We start from the raw sequence: 22,514 nt of genomic DNA on the forward strand, positions 1-22,514 counted from the left end.
CGACGTTCTTCTTAATTCTTCGACATCCGGATCGAAGCGGAGAGAAAAGCCACGAAAAAGACAAAAAAATGAGCCTCCTCTAATGGTGCAACATATGGTACAATGTGGAAAAATCCATTTGGGGAGGCAATCATGAAGAAATTTATCGCGGGCGTTATCGTCGGTGCTGTTGTCGCGACGGCAGGATCGGCGGTGGCTGCGCCGGTCAAGCAGTATGTGCTCACACTGGCCAATTATCCGATCTTTGTCAACGGAAAAGAATATAAGGATGCGTCCAAGCCCATCCTGCAGTATAACGGCAGCACTTATGTGCCCCTGGCCAAACTGGCCGATCTGACCGGCGTCCAATACACCTGGAACGTGGCAGCGAAGCGCGTGGAAATTGGCGGGACACTGAATCCAAAATTGGAAGCCGCATTGGCAGAGCAAGAAGCAATCGAAAAGTTCACCGAGAATACGCCGGCCGTTGTGGAGGAAAACGTGGGACTCGTCGGCGGCACGCTGTACGCTTATGACAAATTCGGGAATTTCGTTGGAGCCTTTACGGATAATGATAATACCAGCTATGTGATTGCACAGCTTCAGAGGAAGCCCCTCCCCCCTTCAATCAAAGATGGTTGGACCGGACTCGAAATCCTTGAAAAGGCTTATGGGGAAGTTTCTCAAGATGGTAATGACCTTGTTGTGAAGACGCATCCCTTCGTCACGAAGCAGGTCGAATACTACCGCTTTCACATGCCCGAGGGATACCAGGACATCACAAATGGTGACATTGAAGCGAATGGCGTCCGAATCAAAATCTTCGATAAAGCCTTGTATCTGAATATCAAGGACCTGCAAAAGGTCGGACTCCTCAAGTAGCGCCCCAAGCGGGCGCTTTTTTCTTGCTCGGAAGGTGTCTACGGTGGCTGTGGTGCTTAAGTGCCCAAGTCGCTGCGGGTACGTTTTTTAGTTGTGCCTGTTTTGAGAAGAGGACAACGGGAGCAGGGCGGAGTGCGCGCGTTGAGAAAACCGCCATTCCGTACACCTGGGTGAACGGAATAAAAGGCGGGATGCCTGGGTATCGTACCGTTTGGTATAGCATGGAGGAAGCATGCCTCTGACACGGGATGGGGAGAAAGGTGGAGCTTATCAGTGAGGGCGGTCCATAGAGGGGTAAGGCGGCTGGTTATCTTCATTCTTCTTACCGTTGCTGTATGTCCTAACCGAGCGGATGCGGCGCTGGCCAACCCGCAAAAGCAGGTGGAAGCGGAACTCCGCACCTTGTTCGAACTACGGGCGAAAGCGCTTGTCCAGGGAAATGGCGATTCTTTTAAAGCGTATTACCTGAGCGATGCCTTCAGCCGAGAAGCGTATCGGCATGAGCTTAACCGGACAAAGTACATGAAAGCATGGGCAGACCTGCGGGCGATAAAGGTGGCAGCGGCCGAGAGCAGCATCCGCATTCGACGGTTAAACATCTCCGGAGATACGGCCAGGGTTTCCTTGGTCCAGTCCTTGAAAGTCGGATACGTTTATTTAAACCGGATTTTGCCTGAACAATATTTTGGAGTCGGAACCCGGCATGTCATGACACTGCAAAAAAGCGACACAGGATGGAAAGTGAAAAGGGAATGGTACCTGGACCCCCTGGATGAGGACCCGAACAAGATTGCCGAGGGCGTGGACGGAACCGCTCCGGCCGTTAAGGCGATCCATGAGGAGCCCGCAGGAAAACGCTACAATCGCGATAGAGCGGTCAAGTATGCCAACAAATACGCCGGTGCAGCCTGGGGGGCCGGAAATCGTCATCGATACAATAAAAAATATTTGGATTATACGGATAAAGGCGGAGACTGCACCAACTTCGCCTCTCAGGTGATCGGAGACTCCGAGGAAGGGGGAGGGTTGCCGATGATCAACGGCTGGAGATCGGTCAATCGTTCGGGCGGGACCCGGTTATGGGTGCAAACGGATGCATTCCGGCATTTTCTTCAAGCCTCGGGGTACGGCCGCCTGGTCGCGCAAGGGGACTTTCACGAGATTGTGACCCCTACCCGCAACCATCCGGAGGGGGCTATTTCCAAGCTGAGGCCCGGCGATCTCATCGGATATGTCCTGGATAACAACGACACCGACCATTTCTCGGTTGTGGTCGGCTTTGACGATTATGGCTATCCGCTTGTCAATTCGCATACGGCCGACCGTTACCGGGTTCCCTTCGATCTGGGCTGGGACCGGCAGACGAAGTACCAGTTGATCCACATTCGGGATTAACCGGATTCGGACAAGTCGAACTCGTCTGCATAACCGCAGACGCCCGTCTCATACAGTAAAGCATGAGACCCTTAAATGGATGGATTTCCGACCGCTTTAAGCTTTCGGTGCTGGCCAAAAAATCAGCGGCCCGAGCGTCGGCTCTGTTGGCCGTGAAGCTGTTGGGCTTGGTCTCCCGGGCGGGACTGAGCCGAATCGTGGGGGCCGGCGGCATTGGACTCTATCAGATGGCGTACTCGTTTTACGGGTTTTTACTCACGCTGACCGGGGGTTTTTCCACGACGCTTGCCTTGGTCACGGCGCAGAAGCCCGCTCAAGGCTGGCGGTATTTTAAGCTGCTTTCCGTCTGGGGTCTCCTGTTCTATGGTACGGTGAGCTTGGCGGTTGGCGGGCATGCGGATAAGCTCGCTGGACTTCTTGGAAATCCGGATCTGAAATACGCGCTGAAAAGCTTGGCCATCGCGCTGCTGGTCGTTCCGTTCCTCGGCTTCGTCCGGGCTTATTTACAGGGGTTAAATCGAATAGGCACCATCGCGATTTCCGAGGTGGTCGAGCAAGTCCTCCGGGTGTCAGCCCTCTTTCTGATCCTCACGCCGCTCGTTTCGCAAGGGATCGAAGTGGCGGTGGGGAAAGGGCTGCTGGGCACCCTGCTCGGGGCGTTGGGGGCGTTTGCGCTGCTGACGATCTGCTTGGCCGCCGCCCGAACCGATGCGCCGCCGCCTGTGTTGGAGGAGACCCACGGCATAACGGTTGCTTGGTTTGTTAAGTCCTCCTTGGCCATATCGGCCACGCGGGTCGTCTTAACGGCATCGGAGCTGATCGATGCGGTATTGATTCCGAACCGTTTGCAGGCGGGAGGACTCTCCCCGTCTCAGTCCACGGCCCTATATGGGGTCGTCTATGGAATGGCGGCCATCGTCGCCTATGCCCCCACCCTGATAAGCGCTGCGTTAAGTCACACCGTCTCGGTTCATATTGCGGAGGAGTGGCAAGCAGGGCGGCGTTCGAACGTGCAGGTGCTCACAACCAAGGTCCTCCGGGTTTGCTTTTTATGGGGGACGGCATCCAGCCTGTTTCTCTTCTTCTATTCGAACGAGCTGTCTGCCCTTCTTTTTCACACGAACGAGGCGGCCGTCGCCATGCGGTTGCTCTCCCCCATTCCCCTGCTGGTGGGTTTGCGGGAAATGTCCACCAGTATCCGGTGGATCCAGGATGATAAAAAGCGTCCGCTTGTCAGCACGGCGCTCGGACTTGCCTTTTCGCTGCTTATTCAGGTTACGCTGGTCCCCGTTCCGGGCTTTGGTTACAGGGGCGCCTGCCTGAGCATCCTGGCCTTGGAGGTTACTGCCTGTTTGGGGAACTTGCGCGGCCTCCTCAAATGGAGGGCAGCAACAAGAGAGGGCTCCTTGCTCGGAACCGGAGATTTTGCGTTTGTGTTTATCCTGGCCGCGTTTCTCGGAGGGGCTAAGCTTGCTTCGGAGAGTAATCTGCTCAGCTTTATTGGCGCTGCCGGGGTATATTTCTCTGCGGTGCTGCTCTTCATTTATCTTCGCCGAACGTATTAAAGGGGATCGTTACCGGCCCAACATTTTTATTTGTCATTCCGTCCACAACAGTCCTCCCAGCCGAACATATCCTTTATTATCTTTTGCAAAAAGGAGGTTTTTTTCAGTGGGAGCTGTTGCAGGTGGGGGATTCGGCAGCGCATTTGCCTTCGTTCTGGTCTTGTTCATTCTCTTGGTCATTATCCTTCGGACCGTAAGCTTTTATTGATCAATCCCGCCGCTGGCGTAGGCCAGCGGCCTTTTCCTTTTTTGAACCGGTATCGGGCTCGGGAAAATGGACGATTGGCCTGGAGCATTCACCCACCAATTCATAAGCTTCGGCGCATACTGTATATCATCAAGCGCGAGGAGGAGAGAGACCTATGGGTTATGCTGCCGGAGGATTTTTTGGGAAAATGAGCGCTTTTGTTTTGGTCCTCTATATTTTGCTGGTCATTGTTTTGCTGACCTGTTTCTAATTGGAGAGGATCGGTTAAGGGCATTCCCCCGCCGTGGTTCACGGGCGGGGGAATGCCTTTTTACATAAACCACCGTTCGCAACTATGCCATTGCGGACGGCGACGCCGGCCAACCTCCCGAATGCATTGGCCCATGGCCTGGCTGCAGGAAACCAGACCCACGGAGGTATCAATCGCAAGCCTGGCTGCAATTTCGGCGTGGCAAACCGAGCGCCAACGGGGATGCCTTCCAGCTTCACCGCCGGACGCTCCGGCAAGACGGGAGCGGGAGCGATCTCCCTCTGGAAGGGGTTGTTCCATCTTAACTTGCCCCAACGCGGGAAGGACGGTGCGAGCGCTTATTCCGGGGAGAGGAAATAGTCGATCAGAACGGAGTTGATCTCGTCGGGAATCTCGTGGTTAATGCCATGGCCTACTCCAGGGTAAAAGCGGGCGTTCATGCGGTACAACTCCAATGCAGCCTTCCCGCCAAGAATGGCAAAAGGGTCCGATTCGCCGACCAGATACAGCACCTTGCCGCGAATCCGGTCAATCTGTTCGTCCGTAAACCCGGCAACCCGGTGATAGCCCATAGCCAGGTTATTGTAACCGCGCATGAGGCAGATAAAATGCTCCAGGATCAGCGGATGGTCCGTGAAGGCCGCGCTGTTTGCACCGGTTAGCTTTACCAGCAGCTTGCGGATGTTGCGGCGGGTCGGAAAAAGAGCTTCCGGAAAAAAAACCTTCAACATGGTTTTCATGGGATTGCCCGACTCTTTGGCGGGAACGGAGGAAGCCATCGCGACGGCCTTCCCGACTCGCTCCGGTCGGACTAGCGAATAATATTGGACGAGATACCCGCCGTGGGAGACGCCTGCAAGGTGGACCCGATCCAACTCGAAGCTGTCCAGGACTTCATCCATCCATACGGCGTCATCGAACATACGGTTGTAGTTCTTGTTGGGGATACTTCTTCCCGGTCCGCCGAGAGTGTCCACAGCGTACAGCCGGAAATGTGGAGCAAGTGCGGCGGCATTGTAAATCCACATCAAGGCGGAATCATCGCCGACCCCGTGGAAAAGGAATAGAGGCGGCGCCTCTTCCCGGCCAAACACATTCACGTGCGTGCTGCCGAATGAGGTCATAACATCGACCGGCGTAGCGGTTACGCCCCATTCTTCCATTAAGCGGTCGTAAGTTGAGAGAATCGTTCTTTTGGCTTTTTGAGTCCGGTAGATCTTCACGTAAGGGGCCCCTCCCTGCGAAAGAACCGAATGTAGAATCGGGTTAACAAGAGTGATAATTCAGTACGGGCTTGTGCCAAGCATCCCTCTGCAAAAGGTGCCGGGCCTGAGAAATAGCGGTCGAAAATGAACAGAAGGATGCTTTGGTATTCCAAGGCTAAAGCGTTCGGATCGTTATCCAACAGCTCTCCCCTGTCTCTCAGGAAGGCAAACATCAATCGCTGATGCTCAAGCGGGATGATGAACAGTAAGCGGCGGTACAGTTCAGCAGCGTCCGGATTCCGCTGCTTCTCCAACGTCAGCATACGGATCAGCTTATGGATTCGGTCTTCCAGCAGATAGTCCTCGATGTACGCAATTCCGGCAGAGACAAAGCCTTCGCGTTCAACCTTCTTCACGGAAGAAAGCGCTTCGGTAAAGCTTCTCTTGCGGATTTCCGTCCATTCTTCGGCGCGGAGCAGCAGAGTGCGCAGAATGTCCTCTTTATTCTTGAAATGATAGTAGAGGGAGCTTTCTTTAATGCCAACCGCGCGGCCGATATCCCGGACCGATACGGTAGTAAAGCCGTGAACAGCGAATAAATCCAAGGCGACATCCAAGATCCGTTCCTTCGTATCCGATTCGAGTTTGCTCATGAGCGAAGTTCCTTTCGTCCTTTGTCTAACAGTTGTTAGATTCATTTTGCCTAACAGTTGTTAGGTTTGTCAAGGGGGGATATCCTAGGTTTGTTTTGATTCGTAAAGGTTGCTGACTCTTGAGCAGCACCGTCATTCCGGAATTGGCCTCGGTTGGCAAAAATTCGCAAGAATCGCTGCTTTCGAAGCACCGCTTCTGCGTCTTTTATGCTATCATGAGACCATTCCCTATTCAGAAAGGATCGAAGCATGGCACGCAAGGAAACGATATGGGAGATCAACCTGCTCCGAGCCTTTGCCATCCTGGCAGTGCTGCTCATTCACAACACGAGCATGCCCCTCAACCGGCTGGATCACGACTCCTCGATGTACGGCGTTTATCTGTTGCTCAATTCCTTCTCCGGCTTTGCCGTCCCCGTCTTTCTCTTTATCAGCGGCATCGTCCTGCTGTATACCTATCAGGACAAGCCTTGCACGCCGAAGGCCATTGGGGAATTTTACCGGAAGCGGACGGCGAGCGTGCTGCTGCCGTATTTGTTCTTCTCGGTCATCTACTTCATTCTGAACAATTACAACGTTCCGGAGTATTTTCATAGTCCGAAGCGCTTTGCTTATCTGCTGCTGACGGGCCGGGCCCACACCCATCTGTACTTCATGTTCATCATCCTTCAGTTCTATGCGCTGTTCCCGCTCTTCTGGGCGGCGGCCCGCAGACTGGGCGCCTGGTTTCCGGTTCCGTTCTTTGCTCTGCAAATCGGCTACATGTTCCTCAACCGGGAAGTCATCGTTCACCTCACCCACATTCCGGCGATCTTCCACCGGACAGGCAGTTTATCGATCTCGTACTTCGCCTTCTTCGCGCTGGGCGGTCTGATCGGCATGCGGTATTCGGCGATTCGCGCTTACTTGCGTCCGCGCTGGGGAATAGGGTGGCAAGCCCTGCCCGCCCTGTTGGCGGTGATCGGCTGGCTGGTAAGCGGAAGCGTCACCGTATACGCGGCTTACCTCGGCTCCGTGGCGGGAAAGGGGTACTCGCCGCTCACCATGTACTGGATCTGGTTCGCGCATATGCTGCTGTCGTCGCTCGCCCTGCTCGTGCTGGCGTCGCTAGCGGCCGAGCGGCTGCCGGCCCGCGCTGTCCGAGTGCTGATGAATCTCGGCGGCTGCGCATTCGGCATCTATCTGATCCATCCGCTGATCCAATGGTTCTACCGCCTGCTGCCGCTGAGCAATGAACCGCTTGCCTTTCACGCGTTTTTCCTCGGCATGTTCGCCGCATCCTTTGTCATTTCCTGGGCAATGACCGCATTTGCCGCCCGAGCGACGAAATGGTCGTGGGTGTTTCTCGGGGCGGCGCCGCGGCCGGTCTCCGAGGCGTTTTGGGCGGAACGGGAAGCCGGAAGGCGGGGGCGGACCGCCACGCCGCAAGGCCGAACGCTGGAAGGCTGAGCATCTCCGGTGCAGCTTAAAAAGGCCGACGGAGCCATCCGTCGGCCTAAACTTTTATCTTCTTCTATGGTTAACTTACGCCGGTTCTTCGATAAACCGGGAGATGCGGACGTTGGAGACCAGCGACAGATCGAGAAACTGGGAGCCCAATTGGACGAGAGGCCGGAAATGGTCCGTGGGATTGGTCATCACGATGGTGCCCCGTTCGCCGTTCGTCAGCATGACCGATTTGCCGATCAAGTTCGGCAGCATGTTCTTGATGAAGACTTGGGTCATCTGCGGGTCGAGCTTCCCGAAGCTGAGCGAATAGATCTCGCAGAGCACGTTCATCAGGTCTTTCGCTTCCCGGTAAGGGGTTGAAGAGATCATGGCGCTGTAGATGTCGGCGATCATGACGATCTTGGAGGTGGGATGAATCTCGGAGCTGCGGATGCCGTGGGGATAGCCGGAGCCGTCCAGCCGTTCGTGATGCTGCAGGGCGGACAACGCCCATTCGGGGTTGCCGATCGAGTCGGCGATCATGCTGAAGCCGTAGACCGTGTGCTTCTTGATCGCCTCGAATTCCTCTTCGGTCAGCGGGCCGGGCTTGCTCAGAATCTGCTTGGGGATTTTCGTCTTGCCGATGTCGTGCAGATAGCCGGCCGTGCCGATGGAGCAGCATTCGGCTTCCGGCTTGCCGAGCCACTTGGCCAGGTGATACGAGATCAGGCCGACCTGCACGCAGTGGCGGTATGTATAATCGTCCTTCTGATTGAGTACGAGGAGCATGGAAGCGACGTCATGGTTGCCTTTAACCGATTCGGCGAGATTGAGGAAGCCGCCCTCCGCCAGATCCGAATCGATCAGCCCCGTATCCTGGGCCGTATCGTAGAGCGCCTTCGCCGAATGCACCGCCATCTGCATGGATTCCCGCGTCTTCTTCGGATCGTACCGGACGGCGGTCTGAACGGCGGAGGGGCCGCTCTTCGGCAGGATATCGACATAATCGAATTGGTGCTGCAAGAGTCTGGAAACCGCATCGGAATCCAGGATGGTGCCGGAAGATAGGACAAGCAGACCGTATCGGTTGAAAATATCGGAAAGCAGCACATCTCCGTCCTGTAAATCCATGACGTGGACTTTCATATAATTCACCTATCTTCCAAAATATTCTTACCCTTGTATCATAGCAACCAACCCCTGGATTTGCAATGAAATTTGCTAGACGGAGAAGGGGGCGAGAATCTGGGGACGGAAAGGTTTTTGCCCTGCGCCCGTCGAATGTTTATAATAAAAATCGTATGCCGAACAAGGGAGGAACACCAGTGGCGGACAGCACGAGACTCGTGATTCTGCACACGAACGATATTCACAGCCATTTCGGCCAATTGCCGCAGATGGCGGGCCTACTCAACCGAATTCGCCGGGAAGAGGAAGGTAAAGCGGAGGTCCTGCTGCTCGATTGCGGAGACCATATGGACCGCTCCTCCGCCGAAACGGAAGGCAGCCGGGGGCGGGCCAACGTGGAAATGATGAATCGGATGGGAGTGGACGCCGCTCTCATCGGCAACAACGAGGGGCTCACGCTATCGATTCCGGGCCTTATGGAAGCCTACCGCACGGCCCAATTCCCGATCCATTGCGCCAATCTGCGCCTGCCTGCCGATAAAAGGGATGTCGGCTGGCCGCTTCCCTATCAGATTCGCCAGGTGGGACGTCTCAAAGTGGCGCTCATCGGCGCGACGGTAGCCTATACCGATTTCTACCGGCTGCTCGGTTGGGAGATCGAGGACCCGGAGCAGGCGGTGGCCCGCGCTCTTGAAGAGGTGCGGGATAAGGCGCAGGTCGTAGTTCTGCTCTCGCATCTCGGACTGTCGCACGACCGCCTTCTGGCCGAGCGGCTGCCCGGCCTCGATATCATTCTCGGCGGCCACACGCACCATCTGCTGGAGAAGCCCGAGCGGGAGTTTGGTACTTTGATTTGCGGAGCGGGCAAGTACGGCACCCATGTCGGCCGGGTCACGCTGGCCTATGATTTTGAGCAAGAAAGGATAACCGAGCTGGAAGGATGCTGCCTCCCTGTGGAGGGGGAAGAAGCCGATCCGGCGGTTGCCGCCGCTCTCGCTCGCATCCGGCAGGAGAGCGAGGAAAGGCTGAGCCGGCCGGTGGCCCGGCTGGCCGAGCCTTTGCCGGCCGGCTTGGACCGGGAAAGCCGGCTCGGCGATCTGCTGGCCGACGGCGTTCGGCGGATAGCGGGAACCGGCATCGCCGTGGTCAACGCCGGGCAGCTCATCGCCGGCCTCGAGGCCGGCGAAGTCACGGAGGGACAGCTGCAGCGGATCTGCCCATCGCCGATTCACGCATGCTCAGCCCGAGTAACGGGAGCGGAGCTGCTGCAGGCGCTCGAGGAATCGCTGCTGCCGGAGCACGCCGGACGGCCCATTCACGGCTACGGGTTCCGGGGGTCGGTCCTCGGCACGCTTTGCGTGTCCGGGTTAACGGTCTTCTACGACGAGGCCGCTCCCCCTTACCGCCGGATTGTACGGGCGGAGCATGCGGGAGAACCGATCCGGCCGGACCAGAGCTACACCGTCGGCATGATCGCCATGTTTGCCTTCGGGCTGGGTTACAAGTCCTTGACCGTAGGGCGGGACGTGCGCTACTGCCTGCCCGAATTTTTGCGCGATCTGCTGGCTGTCGAATTGAAAAACCTCGCGGACAGTCCGGAAGACGTATGGCGCAGGCGCTGGATTCCGGTATAATGTAATCCAAGCCCGCCGGGACAGAACCCGGCTGGACCGCAAGGAACGAATGGACCCAAGGAGGAGCCTATGCTGGAATTGTGGAAGGCGTTTATAATCGGAATTGTGGAAGGACTCACGGAATTCTTGCCGGTCTCTTCGACCGGACACATGATCCTTGTCGGCAACATGATCGGCTTCACCGGAGAAAAAGCGGATACCTTCGAAATCGTTATCCAGCTCGGCGCCATCTTGTCGGTGGTCGTGCTCTATTGGAAGCGATGCCTGCGGTTGTTCGGCTACCGCGACAAGAATGCGCCGGTATCCCCGAGCGGCCGTTCCCTGAACCTGCTGCACATTCTGATCGGGATTCTGCCTGCGGGCCTGATCGGCTTCGTGCTGCACGACTATGTCAAGATGCTGTTCCGTCCGGAGACCGTGCTGATCGGCCTGGTGGCCGGAGGGATTTTCATGATCATCGGCGAGAAGCAGACCCCCGCCGAGACGGCTCCCACGATGGACGATCTGACTTACCGCCAGTGCCTGTACATAGGCTTTGCCCAGATTCTCTCGCTGTGGCCGGGCTTCTCGCGCTCGGGATCGACGATTGCGGCCGGTATGCTGACAGGCGCGAGCCGCGGCGCTTCGGCGGATTTCACCTTTCTGATGGCGATTCCGCTCATGGTGGCGGCCACCGGCTACGACCTGTACAAGAACCTGGACCAGTTCTCCTCCGGAGACCTCCTGCCGTTCGGCGTCGGTTTTGTCGTGTCCTTTATCGTCGCGCTGATGGCGGTCGCTACCTTCATTAAGCTGGTTTCGCGGCTTAAGCTGACGTATTTCTCCTATTACCGCTTTGCCATCGCCGTCCTGTTCCTCGCGTACATGCTGGCGGGCGGATTCTAAAAATTCTATCATTTTATCCGGAAAGAACGTGGAACACATATGAGGCTGGTCTCAACTCGGTCATGCAAGCCGGGAGCGAAGCTTGGGAAAGCCATCTTCGGCGAAACCGGACAGGTTCTCCTCGGAAAAGACGTCGAGTTAACCGAACGTTTGCTGCATCGGCTTGAAGAATACGGAATATCGCTCATTTACATCGAAGACCCTTTGACCGAAGATGTGGTAATCGAGGGCGTCATCAGCGACGAGCTGCGCCGGGAAGTTACGCAGACCGTTCGCGGCGAATTTCGCAAGATGATGAACGACACCCTGAGGACGACCAAATCCATCAATCCGCCGGATCTCGCGAGCACGTTTAAATCGCTCATCAACTCGGTGATCGACGAGCTGACGTCCACCTCGCAGGCCATGATCATGCTCACCGACATGCAGGTGAGCGATCATTACCTCTATCAGCACTCGCTTAACGTCTGCCTGTACGCCACGCAGCTTGGGCTCAGCTACGGGTATAACCGCAACGACCTCTACATGTTGAGTCTCGGCGCGCTCATGCACGATATCGGCAAGACCAAGATTCCGCGCGAGCTGCTGCTGAAGCCCGGCAAACTCACGGTGGAGGAATACGAAGAGGTCAAGAAGCATGCGGAGCTCGGCTTCGATATTCTGCGCGGCATGCCCAACATTCCGCTCTTGTCCGCGCACTGCGCCTTCCAGCATCACGAGCGGCTGGACGGCAGCGGCTATCCGCGAGGCTTAAAGGGCGGCGAAATCCATGACTTCGCCCGCTGGGTCGGCATCGTCGACGTCTTCGACGCCATGACCACCCATCGGGTATACCGCAGGGCCATGCTGCCCCACGAAGCGGTGGAGATTCTCTACACGGGATCGACGAACCATTTCGATCGGGATAAGCTCTCCTGGTTCCGCGACAAGATCGCCATCTACCCGCTCGGCATCGAGGTGACGCTGAATACCGGGGAGATCGGGGTCGTCGTCGACCTGAACGCCAATATTCCCCACCGGCCGATCGTGCGGGTGGTGGAGCTGGAGGAAGGCGGACCCATCGCGGTTCCTTACGAGGTCGATCTCTCCAAGAAGCTGTCCGTCATGATCACCGATGTCAACCGCAGCAAGCAGATGGGCCAGGCAAGGAACTAGCCTGCCAGCCAGAACGGTTCGCCGCGCTTTCGAAGCGGAAAGCGCGGGCGGCCGTTTTTATTTTGCCGCCGGTTGCGATACAATGAAGAATACCCAAAAAAGGGACACCGACAGGAGGGATTTCATGTCATTATCCAGCATCAGGCAGCCAGATCCATGGGATCCGATCACATCGCTGACCCGTTACGGGCATCACGCGCTGACGTCGGTCGAGCTGACGGTAACCAACCTGTGCAACATGCGCTGCGAGCATTGCGCCGTCGGCGACGCCCTGGTCAGCCGGGAGGGCCCCCGGTTGCCGATAGACCAAGTACTGGCCCGCTTGGACGAGGCGAAGCACCTGACGACGCTCAGCCTGACCGGCGGCGAGCCGTCCTACAGCCGGGAGGCCGTAACCGGCACCCTGCTGCCGTTACTGAAATATGCGAAGGACCGGGGGCTTAAGACCCAACTCAATTCCAACCTCACTCTGGATCTGGAGCGGTATGAATTGCTCGCTCCTTACCTGGATGTCCTGCATATTACGTTCAATTACACGGGCCCGGAGGATTTCCGGGAGATCGGCTTTGCCCACGGCGAGCGAAAGGTAGGGGCGGCCGCGGCTAGCAAGCTGTACGACAACCTCGTCCGCAATGCCCGGGCGCTCGCCGACGGGGGACTGTTCGTCTCGGCGGAGACGATGATCAATTACCGGACCTGGGACCGGATCGGCGAGATTCACCGGCTGATCGCGGAGCTCGGCTGCAAACGCCACGAGGTGCATCCGATGTACCCGAGCGACTTTGCCGCTTCGCTCCCGGTGCTATCCCTCGAGCGGATGAAGGCATCCATCCGCCTGCTGCTGGCAGAGCGCAACCCGTCCGTCTGGCTCCTGTTCGGCACACTGCCGTTCTTCGCCTGCAGCGATTCGGACGACGAGCTCGCGCTGCTCGACGAGCTGCGGCAAGCGCCGAACGTCACCGTCCGCAACGACCCGGACGGGCGCAACCGGCTGAATGTCAGCCTGTTTACAGGCGACATCCGGGTGACGGATTTCGCTGCCGTTCCGCCGCTCGGAAATATCGCGACGCACCGGCTTGAAGACGTATTCGAGCGGTGGCTCTCGCATCCGCTTGCCCGCTCGGTGAGCTGCTCCTGCCCGGCCGCGGGCTGCTGCGGGCCCAACCTGCTGGTGGCCGACATGTATTACAAGGGGGAAGACTTCACCCGTAAGCGGGCGAAGCCCCTGCCGGAGGATTCAGAACGGGCCTTATTGGGGTAAGAAACCCCCAACTACTTCTTAACGAGCTGAGGAGACGTTTCGCATGGACCTACATTTGGAATGGGGAAAAATCGCTTGGAATTTAGCGCTTGTCTTGCTGCTGGTGGGAATCAACGCCTTTTTCGTTTCCGCCGAATTCGCCTTGGTCAAAATGCGCCGGACCCGGCTGCAGGAATTGGTCAACCAAGGGAGCGGCAAAGCGGGCAACGCGATCAAGGTTACCAACAAGCTGGACACGTACCTGTCGGCTTCCCAGCTCGGGATTACCCTCGCGTCCCTGGGCATCGGGTATGTAGGGGAGGATTCCATTGCCGCCTTGATCTTCGATCCGATTCTGAATGCGCTGCATGTGGACAATTCGGTCCTAAGCCATGTCCTTTCCTTCCTGCTGACGTTCTCCACGATCACGTTCCTGCATATTGTACTGGGGGAACAAGCTCCGAAGTATTTGGCCATTCAGCGCGCCGAAGGGACCTCGCTGTTCGTTTCGGGTCCGCTGATTGTCTTCAACAAGATTTTCCGCCCGATCATCTGGGGGCTCAACGCCGCCTCGAACAGCGTGCTCAAGGTGCTCAAGATCGAGCCGTCCAGCGAGCATGAAGCGCATACGGAAGAAGAGATTCGGATTCTGCTCGGGCAGAGCGCGCAGAGCGGCCATATCAACAAAGACGAGCTGGTGCTGTTCGACAACATCTTCGAGTTCTCCGATCGCCTGGCGCGGGAGGTCATGCTCCCGCGGACCGACATGGAATGCCTCTATACGGACGTGCCCATGGAGGAGAACCTGAAGACCATTTACGCCACCAAGCATTCGCGTTATCCGGTAGCGGTGGGGGACAAGGACCGCATCATCGGCTTCGTTCACATCACCGATCTCCTTACCTCTCCCCCGGAGAAGCTGACCGATCTGCGCAATTTCCTGCGTCCGGTTCTGACCGTTCCGGAATCCATCGAGGTCAGCCATGCGCTGAAGCTCATGCAGCAGAAGCATTCCCAGCTCGTCATCGTCGTGGATGAGTACGGCGGTACCGCGGGGATTTTGACCATTGAAGATATTCTGGAGGAAATCGTCGGAGACCTCCACGATGAGTTCGACAACGACGAGCGGCCGGAGATCGAGGTCAAGGAAGACGTCATTTCCGCCGACGGCCGCGTGCTGCTGGAGGAGCTGGTCCCGCTGATCGGCTTCGAAATGGATGACGACGAGGTCGACTCGATCGGCGGTTGGCTGTTCAAGAAGCTCGAAGGCGTTCCCGTCCAAGGCGCCCAGGTGGTTTACCGCGACCGTTCGTTCGAGGTCGCCGAGGTCGACCGCTTCCGGATCGTTCGCGTGACCATCCGCAAGCTGCCCAAGAAGCCGGATGCCGATGCGCTTCCGCTTGATCCGCAATCGTAAACTCCGCAAGAGAAGGACGTGCTGCGATGTCGATCCGAAATCTGGTCTCTCTGCTGCTCCTCGGGGTGATGCTCTACGGCCTGTTCCATTACGGCGCTCCGTTTCTCCTTGCGCTGGTCATCAGCATCCTGATCGATCCGATTGTGCGGATGGTGATGAAGGTTAACCGGGTGCCCCGCAGGCTCGCTTCGATCCTGGTCTGTACCTTGTTTACGCTGCTGCTGTTCCTGCTGTCTTACGGGCTCGGGAACAAGCTGGTTCAGGAAACGGCCGAATTCGTCAAAACGCTCGACGTGGACGAGATCGTCAATCAGGTAACGGCGACGAGCAACAAGCTGTTCAACTCGGTGTCCCCCGACATGGCGGCCTCGCTCAAGGAAGGACTAAGCTCTGTTCTGAAATCGCTCAGCGGCGTCCTGACCGGACTGTCCGGCTACCTGCTGTCGGCGGCGGCGGTCATCCCGAATTTCTTCCTCGGCTTCGTCGTGTTCCTCTTGTCTCTCTACCTGATCTCCATGAGCCTTCCCCTGCTGCGGGAATCGTTCCTGTCGATCTTCGAAGACGGCACGGCGAAGAAGATGGACGTGGTGCTTACCACGCTCAAAAAAGCGATCAACGGCTTCATCATCGCCCAGCTGATCCTCAGTCTGATCACGTTCCTGATCATGCTGGCCGGGCTGATTATTCTCGACTCGGGATACGCGCTGGCCTTGGCGTTTCTGGTTACCGTGGTCGACATCCTGCCCGTATTCGGCACCGGCTCTGTACTCATTCCCTGGGGGCTGTACGAAATCTTTTCGGGCAACAACTACCTCGGCATCGGCCTCTTGATCCTGTACATCATCACCTTGGTCGTCCGCCGCGTCGTGGAGCCGAAGGTGCTCGGCAACGCGGTCGGCATCGGTGCGCTGCCGGCGTTGCTCAGCCTCTATATCGGCTTTAAGCTGGTGGGTGTAGCCGGATTGTTCCTCGGTCCGCTTATCGTGATCATTTACAAAGCGATGCGGTCCGTCGGGCTGCTGGACATCAAGATCAAGCTGAGCTAACGAGAAAGCTCGAGGGGAGCCGGTTAAGCCGGGCGTAAGAGCCGAAAACCCTGACAAAGCCATCAACCCTGCGGTTGGTGGCTTTTTTTGGGAGAATGAATGGGAACGCCTGTTCACAAAATGCTTGCACGAACCGGCCCGGCCCGTTATGATGGAACAACCACCACGCAAGAAGAGAGGTATGAACATGACGCAAGCTCGCTCTTCGGCTCTTGGCTTGTTCCGCAATCGGTTTGTTCAGGTAATACTGCTGTCCGGCTTTCTGCTCCAAATTGGGATTTGGGTGCGCAATTACTCGATCCTGCTGTATGTGACCGACATGACGGAGGGCAGCAAGGTCGCGGTTTCGCTGATCTCCGTGGCCGAGTTCCTGCCGATCTTCGTGTTTTCCTTCATCGGCGGCACCTTTGCCGACCGCTGGCTGCCCAAGCGCACTATGATCTGGTGCGATTTCCTCAGCGCCGTCTCGATCTTCACCGTGCTGCTGACCCTGCATTACGGCAGCTGGAAGGCCATATTCTTCGTCACCTTCGTTTCGTCCATCCTGTCGCAGTTCTCTCAGCCCTCGGGGCTGAAGCTGTTCAAGCTGCATGTGCCGGAGGAGTTCCTGCAGACGGGCATGTCGGCGTACCAAACCCTGTTCGCCATCTTCATGGTCCTCGGGCCGGGCATCGGTACCGTGGTCTACAGCCATCTCGGCATCCAGTTTGCGATCGCCATCACCGGCTTCATGTTCCTGCTGTCCGCAGGAGCCTTGCTCTTCCTGCCGGCCGACCGCGTGCAGGGCGAACGCGGCGAGTCGCATGTCTGGACGGAGATGAAAGCCGGCTTCGGTTATGTGCTCGGCAGCCGGCTTCTGTCCCGCCTCGGCGGCAGCTTCTTCTTCGCGGGCCTCGGCATCGGGCTGATTCAGCCGCTCGCGATCTTCCTCATCACCGATCGGCTCGGCCTGCCCAAGGAGCGCCTCTCCTGGCTGTTAACCGTGAACGGCATCGCCATGCTGATCGGCGGCGGGCTGGCGATCGCCTTCGCCAGCAAGATCTCGCCGCAGAAGCTGCTTGCCCTCGGCACTGTCGTGAGCGCGGTCGCGATCTTCGTCTGCGGTCTGTCGACAAGCTTCCCGCTTACGATGGTCGCCCAGTTCTTCAGCGGACTGGTCGGCCCGTTCATCCAGATCGGGATCAACACGATGGTGCTGCGCAATACCGAGGAGGCCTTCGTGGGCCGCGTCAACGGTATTCTGAATCCCTTGTTCATGGGAGCGATGGTCATTACCATGACGCTGGGCGGCTGGCTCGCCGGACTCTTCGAGCTTACGCCGGTTTACCTGCTGTCCGCCCTGCTGCTGCTTGTTTCGGCCTTCATTCTCGTGCCGCTCTTCCGGATGCGCGAGGAGCAGGAAGAGCCGGCCGTCCGCGAGCCGGCCTAAGTCCGCCTCCTGGCACCCATGCCCGATTGAACCGCCGCCGATCTTTGGCGGCGGTTTTCTTTTTGCCGGGGCTGGTCTTGGATTCGCTCCGCACGCATATAGTTAGGCTGATGATGAGAACCGGAAGTACCCGTGAGGAGGAATGTGCAATGATCGCCCAGGTGCGCATGTACGAACCGTTTGTGGGGCCGTTCGACCCGTGCCCCCCGCGTCTCGTCAAGTTCTTCGACACCCCGCCTCAACTGTATTTAGGCTTTCAGCCGATGAACCTGCCGCAATTCGATCCAGCGACCGCTCTGTGCAAGGGCACGCTCTGGCCCTGCCTGTACAGTCCGTATTCCCCCCGACGTTAGGTGAAGGAGGCGACCCGAATGCAAAAGCAATTGGATGAGGCGTATTACGCGCTGCTCGGCAAGCTGCAAGCCGTCGATTTCGCGCTCGTCGAGCTGACCTTGTATCTGGATACCCACCCGCTTGATCTGGCGGCGGTCCGGCAGTTTAACCAATTGAGCGCCGAGCGCTGGGAGCTGGCCCGGGCTTACGAGATGCAGTACGGACCGCTCCTGCAGTTCGGGCTCAGCATGAGCCGGGAACCGTGGGATTGGGCGGACGCTCCGTGGCCGTGGCAGGTGTGAAGGGCCGAGTACGAAGAAGGGGGAGAGCGATCAATGTGGATCTATGAGAAGAAGCTGCAATATCCGGTGAGGGTGAGCAAGTGCGACCCGCGCATGGCCCGGCTGCTGTTGGAGCAATACGGCGGTGCAGACGGAGAACTCGCTGCCGCTCTGCGCTACATGAATCAGCGCTACACGATCCCGACCAAGGTCATCGGCGTATTGAACGATATCGCGACGGAAGAGCTGGCTCATCTCGAAATGATCGCCACCATGGTCTATAAACTGACCAAGGACCTGTCGCTCGAACAGATCAAGGCGGCCGGACTCGACGACTATTACGTCAGCCACGACACGGCCCTGTTCTACCAGAACGCATCGGGAGCGCCTTGGACCGCCACCTACATCCAAGCTAAGGGGGACCCGATTGCCGATCTTTACGAGGATATCGCAGCGGAGGAGAAAGCCCGGGCGACCTACCAGTGGTTGATAGATCTGACGGACGATCCCGATCTCAGGGACAGCCTGTGTTTTCTTCGCGAGCGGGAAATCGTCCATTCCCAGCGCTTCCGGGAAGCCGTCGAGATTCTCAAAACCGAGCAGGCGGCCCAGAAAATGTTCTGAAGGCGGCTTGCTGACTGGAGGCCCGACCAGAACAGCGGGTTCGGCTTGGAGCCGGTTCTGGACCCCAGCGCGCAGCGCTCCGATTCCCTTAAGCGGAAGCGGTGCGCTTTTTTGCATGAGGGCTTCCCGGCTCGCACAGGAAGAAACCCCGAGCTCGAAGTCTCCCGGCATTCGTTCGGTCGCGAGAAGCCGGACGCGATTGACTTTCTCTGCGGATTTTGTCACCATGGACAAAGACTGCGTGCGTATCGAACGGGTCTGTACCTGCATATGCATAGAGAGAGGATGAACGTTCATGATGGACCGCCACGAGGAAGGCCGGACGCTGCCGAAGCCGGAAGCGATGATCTTTGATATGGATGGAACGCTGTTCCGCACGGAATCGATCGTGCTTGCGGCGTATCACCGCGTTTGCGACGACCTGCGCACCGAAGGGCTGCTGACGGGGGAAAATCCGCCCGACGAGCGCCTGCTCGGAGGACTGGGCATGCTGCTCGAAGAAATCTGGAAGCGGGTGTTCCCCGGCAGCTCGCGCGAGCTGAGGGAACGGGCGGACGTCCTGCTGCTGAAGCATCAGCTCGATTGTCTGGAGCAAGGTGAAGGGGAGCTGTACGAAGGCGTCAAAGAAACGCTGACGAAGCTGAAGGAGCGGGGCATCCGGCTGTTCGTCGCCAGCAACGGCCTGGAGGATTACGTGAAGCAAGTCGCCCGGCATATGGGCATTGCCGATCTGTTCGAAGGCTTGTACAGTGCCGGCGAATACGCCACCCGCTCCAAGGTGGAGCTGGTCGGACTGCTCCTGCGCAATCATGGAATCCGAACCGCGTGGATGGTCGGCGACCGCTCCTCCGATGTCGAGGCGGGCAAAAGCAACGGACTCGCGGTCATCGGCTGCGACTACGCCGATTTCGGCGCGGGAGAGGAACTGGCCGAGGCGGACGTCATGATTACCCGGTTTTCCCGGCTGCTGGAGCTGGCGGGAATATAGCGGAGCGGCCGGACTGGCGATGCCGAAGGGATAAGCCGGGTTCGGCTCTGCGCTTGCAGCACCTTCGACGTTGTGGAGGGGGTGCTTTCTACCGCAGCGATAAGTTATTTTTTTCACAAAGTTCATGGATTTACGAAAGGAATGCGGCAGCGGATGTCGAATTGGAAGTTAGAGACAAATGTAAACGCTTCATAGCCAGGTTTTACCGATGAGACTGAGAAGACCAAGGAGGGAGCAGCATGAACCAAACCGGGTACCCGATTCGCACGGATGCCGATTTTGATAACGCCGTCTGGCTTGGCCAGCATCTGGAGCTGTGGCAGAACGGCGAACTCGTCCATAGCGGCGGCGTGGCGGAAATTAATGCACCGCTCTGGATTCGGATTAATGGAAGCGTTTATTTTAAGAGCGCGTATGAATTCCGGGTGCAGGGGAAAGGAGACGCCTCTCGTTGATCAACTATGTGAAAAACGGCACATGACCTCGCTGCTGCGCGAGGCCGGTGCCGTTTTTTTGTCTGCGGAGCCGCCAAGCGGATTATCCCTCTCTCCGCCGGGCGACCGACAGGGCGTATTCCAGCGGCCTGCGCAGAGCAGTGCGGTAAGCTGCCGTGTCGCCGATCCGCTTGAAGACCTCCCGCGACGGTTTGGGGTTGACCTCCAGCAGCCAGACGTGGCCCTCCGGATCGACCGCCAGGTCCAAGGCGAGCTCGCACAGCCGGCCGAATTTTTGCTCCAGGACAGAGGAAGCGTCCCGGGCAAGCCGCTCCATCTCTTCCCGGATGGCAGTCGTCTGTCCGCCGCTGAATCCGCGGCGGGCGAGCAGCGTGTCCAAGGCCACCGCTTCCCCGCCGCCATGCAGGTTGGAGGTGGCGCTGCCTTTGCCGCCGATCCTTCCGGCGATTCCGGTCACCTGCCAGAGCCCTTGGCCGTCCTTCTGGATCAGCAGGCGGTAATCGTGGACGCGGCCGTCGGGCAGCTCGATCGGGATGCCCTGCTGGATGAGGAAGCGGCGATCAATCCCCCAGCCGGCCAAACGCCGAACGAGCGCCTCCGGGCTTCCCTTCGACGGGGGGATGATCCGCCGGGAGAAGCTCCGGCCGGTGAGGGTGAGCGCCCCCCCGGCGGTCCGGGAGAAGCGGGCGATGCCGCGCCCGCCCGAACCGTTGACCGGTTTCACGTAGACCGCCGGGTATTTGCCGGTAAAGTCCTTCAAGTCGGCGATCCCCCGGTAGGGACGGGTTTCCGGCAGATGCGCCCGGACGTTCGCATGCCGTTCCAGGACCTGGTGGTTGCCCCACTTGCTCGACAGCGGATGATTCAAGAAGCGCAGCTCGCGATGCGCGGCGCGGAAGCTGCGCATCTGACCGAACCGGGGAGAGCGCTGGGCGCGGCAGCGGTCGTACACCGCATCGGGCCAATCCCGCCGCTCCCGGCGCCAGCGGTTCTCCGCGGCGCGGTAGACGTGGGCGCGGATCGCTCCGCCCGCTGCGTTCGCCGCCGCGTCCTCGGGCGTAAAGACGAAGACGTCCAGCCCGAGCTCGGCGCCCTGGATCGTCAAGGAGCGGAAATAAGCCAGCTCCTCGGCGTCCAGGGTTCGGTTCGCCTGATACAATGTCAGAATGCCAAGCGTCGGCATAGCCAAGCGGTTCACCTTCTCTTCCGGATGGAGGACAGCCGCGCTTTGGGACGGCTCAGGTATTGGCTGTATTCAATGATGCGGGCGAGCGAAGTCTCCCGGATATCCGGTTCGTCGAATTTCATCGGGCGGGAGTTGGCTTCGAAGAACCAGATGCGCCCGACGCGGTCGATGCCCAGATCGAGCGACATTTCGCCCAGCCTGTGGCCGGACGCCTTCTCGATCCGCCTTGCGATCACGAGTGCCGCTTCGCTCACGCGCCGCATGATAAGCGGCGTCTTCCGGGCCCCGAAGGACGAGATCAGCGCGTTCTCGGGGTTGTCGATATGGCCGCCCCGGGGCACGTGGGTGGTGATGCTCTTCACGCCCGCCACCCTCGCGCCGATTCCTGTAAGTCCCCACTTGCCGGCACCGTCCTTCTGCACCAACACCCGCAGGTCGAAGGGGCGGCCCGAGCTTTCGGCGAGTTCGATGCCCTGTTGGATGATGTAGTCCTCCTCGCCGATCTCCTGTTTGATGCGCGTCCAAAGCTTGGCGAAGTTGACATGGTTGGTCACGAGGCTCTTCTTTTTGTCCTGGATGCTCAGCTTGCACCAGTATTTCCGCCCGGGGGTGCAGGTTTCCAGCTTCATGATGCCCTTGCCCGCATTCCCTCTCGCCGGCTTCAGGTAGACCATCGAATGGGTTTGCAGAAAGGAGGCCAGGTCCTTGGGCGAGGAAAGCTTGCGGGTGGCCGGGATGAACCGCTTCGTTGCCGGGTTGCGGTTCAGCCACTCAAAGAGCGTCCACTTGTTGAAGAAATACGGGTTGAACAGCCGGACCGATTTTTGCTTGAGAAGGCCGGAGATCAAGGCCTGCACCTCGGGAAGCTGCTCGTCGGAGCGGTTCGGCAGCCGGTTGTAGATCACCTGGGGCGTCGGCAGCAGCTGCCGGACCCAGACGCCGCTGTCCCGATGATAGACGTAACCATAGACCCGTTTGGCCCCCGCCTGGAGATCGTCGGCGGTGACCACGAAGACGAAGGCGCCGAGCGGTTTGCCGGATTCGATCAGATCGATGAAATTGGCGCGGTTGCCGCGGAACCCCTGCTCCGGGTCCGACATGGTGAGAATGCCGATGGAGGTTCGCGCCGCTTGGGTCAACGCACTCAC

General features: G+C 58.4%; 22 protein-coding genes and 1 pseudogene. 17 read left to right on the top strand and 6 right to left on the bottom strand.

Annotation, left to right across the window (positions count from 1 at the left end; all coding sequences use genetic code 11):
- The first annotated feature begins 132 nt into the window (after window positions 1–132).
- The 4 genes from ACSEXS_RS03810 (at window position 133) to ACSEXS_RS03825 (ending at window position 4,029) form a co-directional block, all read left to right on the top strand.
- Window positions 133–861 (top strand): stalk domain-containing protein, encoded by a 729-nt coding sequence (locus ACSEXS_RS03810; protein WP_438431854.1) that lies wholly within the window; start codon window positions 133–135, stop codon window positions 859–861.
- A 741-nt stretch (window positions 862–1,602) separates the two neighbouring features.
- Complete coding sequence (locus tag ACSEXS_RS03815; RefSeq protein ID WP_438431855.1) at window positions 1,603–2,256, top strand: amidase domain-containing protein; 654 nt, start codon at window positions 1,603–1,605, stop codon at window positions 2,254–2,256.
- A gap of 62 nt (window positions 2,257–2,318) precedes the next feature.
- On the top strand, window positions 2,319–3,821 hold the full coding sequence (locus tag ACSEXS_RS03820; RefSeq protein ID WP_438431856.1) for an oligosaccharide flippase family protein: 1,503 nt from the start codon (window positions 2,319–2,321) through the stop codon (window positions 3,819–3,821).
- A gap of 106 nt (window positions 3,822–3,927) precedes the next feature.
- Window positions 3,928–4,029: a YjcZ family sporulation protein gene (locus ACSEXS_RS03825; protein ID WP_438431857.1), complete on the top strand. Its 102-nt coding sequence runs from the start codon at window positions 3,928–3,930 to the stop codon at window positions 4,027–4,029.
- A gap of 364 nt (window positions 4,030–4,393) precedes the next feature.
- On the opposite strand, the pseudogene ACSEXS_RS03830 reads toward ACSEXS_RS03825, so the two are convergent.
- The 3 genes and pseudogenes from ACSEXS_RS03830 to ACSEXS_RS03840 form a co-directional block, all read right to left on the bottom strand.
- Window positions 4,394–4,554: pseudogene (locus tag ACSEXS_RS03830) on the bottom strand (DUF3231 family protein); the annotation flags it as partial.
- Window positions 4,555–4,617: 63 nt separating this feature from the next.
- On the bottom strand, window positions 4,618–5,502 hold the full coding sequence (locus ACSEXS_RS03835) for an alpha/beta fold hydrolase (RefSeq protein ID WP_438431858.1): 885 nt from the start codon (window positions 5,500–5,502) through the stop codon (window positions 4,618–4,620).
- Window positions 5,499–6,101, bottom strand: coding sequence for a TetR/AcrR family transcriptional regulator (locus ACSEXS_RS03840; RefSeq protein WP_438431859.1), 603 nt, complete (start codon window positions 6,099–6,101; stop codon window positions 5,499–5,501). The genes ACSEXS_RS03835 and ACSEXS_RS03840 overlap by 4 nt, the downstream gene beginning before the upstream one ends.
- Window positions 6,102–6,386: 285 nt before the next feature.
- Here ACSEXS_RS03840 and ACSEXS_RS03845 point away from each other — a divergent pair, with 285 nt between their 5' ends.
- The gene (locus ACSEXS_RS03845) at window positions 6,387–7,586 is read left to right on the top strand and encodes an acyltransferase (RefSeq protein ID WP_438431860.1); all 1,200 of its coding nucleotides are present in this window, start codon (window positions 6,387–6,389) and stop codon (window positions 7,584–7,586) included.
- A gap of 75 nt (window positions 7,587–7,661) precedes the next feature.
- Here ACSEXS_RS03845 and ACSEXS_RS03850 read toward each other — a convergent pair whose 3' ends face one another.
- Window positions 7,662–8,711 (bottom strand): HD-GYP domain-containing protein, encoded by a 1,050-nt coding sequence (locus ACSEXS_RS03850; RefSeq protein ID WP_438433077.1) that lies wholly within the window; start codon window positions 8,709–8,711, stop codon window positions 7,662–7,664.
- A gap of 179 nt (window positions 8,712–8,890) precedes the next feature.
- Between ACSEXS_RS03850 and ACSEXS_RS03855 the strand changes: the two genes are divergently transcribed.
- The 12 genes from ACSEXS_RS03855 to ACSEXS_RS03910 all read left to right on the top strand — a co-directional run bounded on the left by ACSEXS_RS03855 (window position 8,891) and on the right by ACSEXS_RS03910 (window position 20,180).
- Entirely contained in the window at window positions 8,891–10,327 is a 1,437-nt protein-coding gene (locus ACSEXS_RS03855) for a bifunctional metallophosphatase/5'-nucleotidase (RefSeq protein ID WP_438431861.1), read from the top strand.
- 69 nt (window positions 10,328–10,396) lie between these two features.
- Entirely contained in the window at window positions 10,397–11,212 is an 816-nt protein-coding gene (locus ACSEXS_RS03860) for an undecaprenyl-diphosphate phosphatase (protein ID WP_438431862.1), read from the top strand.
- A 39-nt stretch (window positions 11,213–11,251) separates the two neighbouring features.
- Window positions 11,252–12,367, top strand: coding sequence for an HD-GYP domain-containing protein (locus tag ACSEXS_RS03865; protein ID WP_438431863.1), 1,116 nt, complete (start codon window positions 11,252–11,254; stop codon window positions 12,365–12,367).
- Window positions 12,368–12,491: 124 nt separating this feature from the next.
- Window positions 12,492–13,628, top strand: coding sequence for a radical SAM/CxCxxxxC motif protein YfkAB (gene yfkAB / locus ACSEXS_RS03870; protein ID WP_438431864.1), 1,137 nt, complete (start codon window positions 12,492–12,494; stop codon window positions 13,626–13,628).
- Between the two features lie 43 nt (window positions 13,629–13,671).
- Window positions 13,672–15,024, top strand: coding sequence for a hemolysin family protein (locus ACSEXS_RS03875; RefSeq protein WP_438431865.1), 1,353 nt, complete (start codon window positions 13,672–13,674; stop codon window positions 15,022–15,024).
- Window positions 15,025–15,050: 26 nt separating this feature from the next.
- Window positions 15,051–16,070 (top strand): sporulation integral membrane protein YtvI, encoded by a 1,020-nt coding sequence (ytvI, locus tag ACSEXS_RS03880; RefSeq protein WP_438431866.1) that lies wholly within the window; start codon window positions 15,051–15,053, stop codon window positions 16,068–16,070.
- 151 nt (window positions 16,071–16,221) lie between these two features.
- Window positions 16,222–17,499 (top strand): MFS transporter, encoded by a 1,278-nt coding sequence (locus tag ACSEXS_RS03885; RefSeq protein WP_438431867.1) that lies wholly within the window; start codon window positions 16,222–16,224, stop codon window positions 17,497–17,499.
- Between the two features lie 149 nt (window positions 17,500–17,648).
- Window positions 17,649–17,852, top strand: a complete 204-nt coding sequence (locus tag ACSEXS_RS03890) for a spore coat associated protein CotJA (RefSeq protein ID WP_438431868.1) — start codon at window positions 17,649–17,651, stop codon at window positions 17,850–17,852.
- 18 nt (window positions 17,853–17,870) lie between these two features.
- Window positions 17,871–18,134 carry a spore coat protein CotJB gene (locus ACSEXS_RS03895; protein ID WP_438431869.1) on the top strand — a complete coding sequence of 88 codons (264 nt, stop codon included), beginning with the start codon at window positions 17,871–17,873 and terminating at the stop codon, window positions 18,132–18,134.
- A 33-nt stretch (window positions 18,135–18,167) separates the two neighbouring features.
- Window positions 18,168–18,737 carry a manganese catalase family protein gene (locus ACSEXS_RS03900; RefSeq protein WP_438431870.1) on the top strand — a complete coding sequence of 190 codons (570 nt, stop codon included), beginning with the start codon at window positions 18,168–18,170 and terminating at the stop codon, window positions 18,735–18,737.
- Window positions 18,738–19,032: 295 nt separating this feature from the next.
- Complete coding sequence (locus tag ACSEXS_RS03905; RefSeq protein ID WP_438431871.1) at window positions 19,033–19,725, top strand: HAD family hydrolase; 693 nt, start codon at window positions 19,033–19,035, stop codon at window positions 19,723–19,725.
- Between the two features lie 239 nt (window positions 19,726–19,964).
- Window positions 19,965–20,180, top strand: a complete 216-nt coding sequence (locus tag ACSEXS_RS03910) for a hypothetical protein (RefSeq protein WP_438431872.1) — start codon at window positions 19,965–19,967, stop codon at window positions 20,178–20,180.
- Between the two features lie 82 nt (window positions 20,181–20,262).
- Here the strand turns inward: ACSEXS_RS03910 and ACSEXS_RS03915 are convergent, their stop codons facing one another.
- Both ACSEXS_RS03915 and ACSEXS_RS03920 read right to left on the bottom strand, forming a co-directional pair.
- Entirely contained in the window at window positions 20,263–21,378 is a 1,116-nt protein-coding gene (locus tag ACSEXS_RS03915; RefSeq protein WP_438431873.1) for a YheC/YheD family endospore coat-associated protein, read from the bottom strand.
- Window positions 21,375–22,514: a YheC/YheD family endospore coat-associated protein gene (locus ACSEXS_RS03920; RefSeq protein ID WP_438431874.1), complete on the bottom strand. Its 1,140-nt coding sequence runs from the start codon at window positions 22,512–22,514 to the stop codon at window positions 21,375–21,377. Before ACSEXS_RS03920 ends, ACSEXS_RS03915 begins: the two co-directional genes overlap by 4 nt.

Origin of the sequence: Gorillibacterium terrae (assembly GCF_051594785.1) — a bacterium.
Taxonomy (GTDB): Bacteria; Bacillota; Bacilli; order Paenibacillales; family NBRC-103111; genus Gorillibacterium.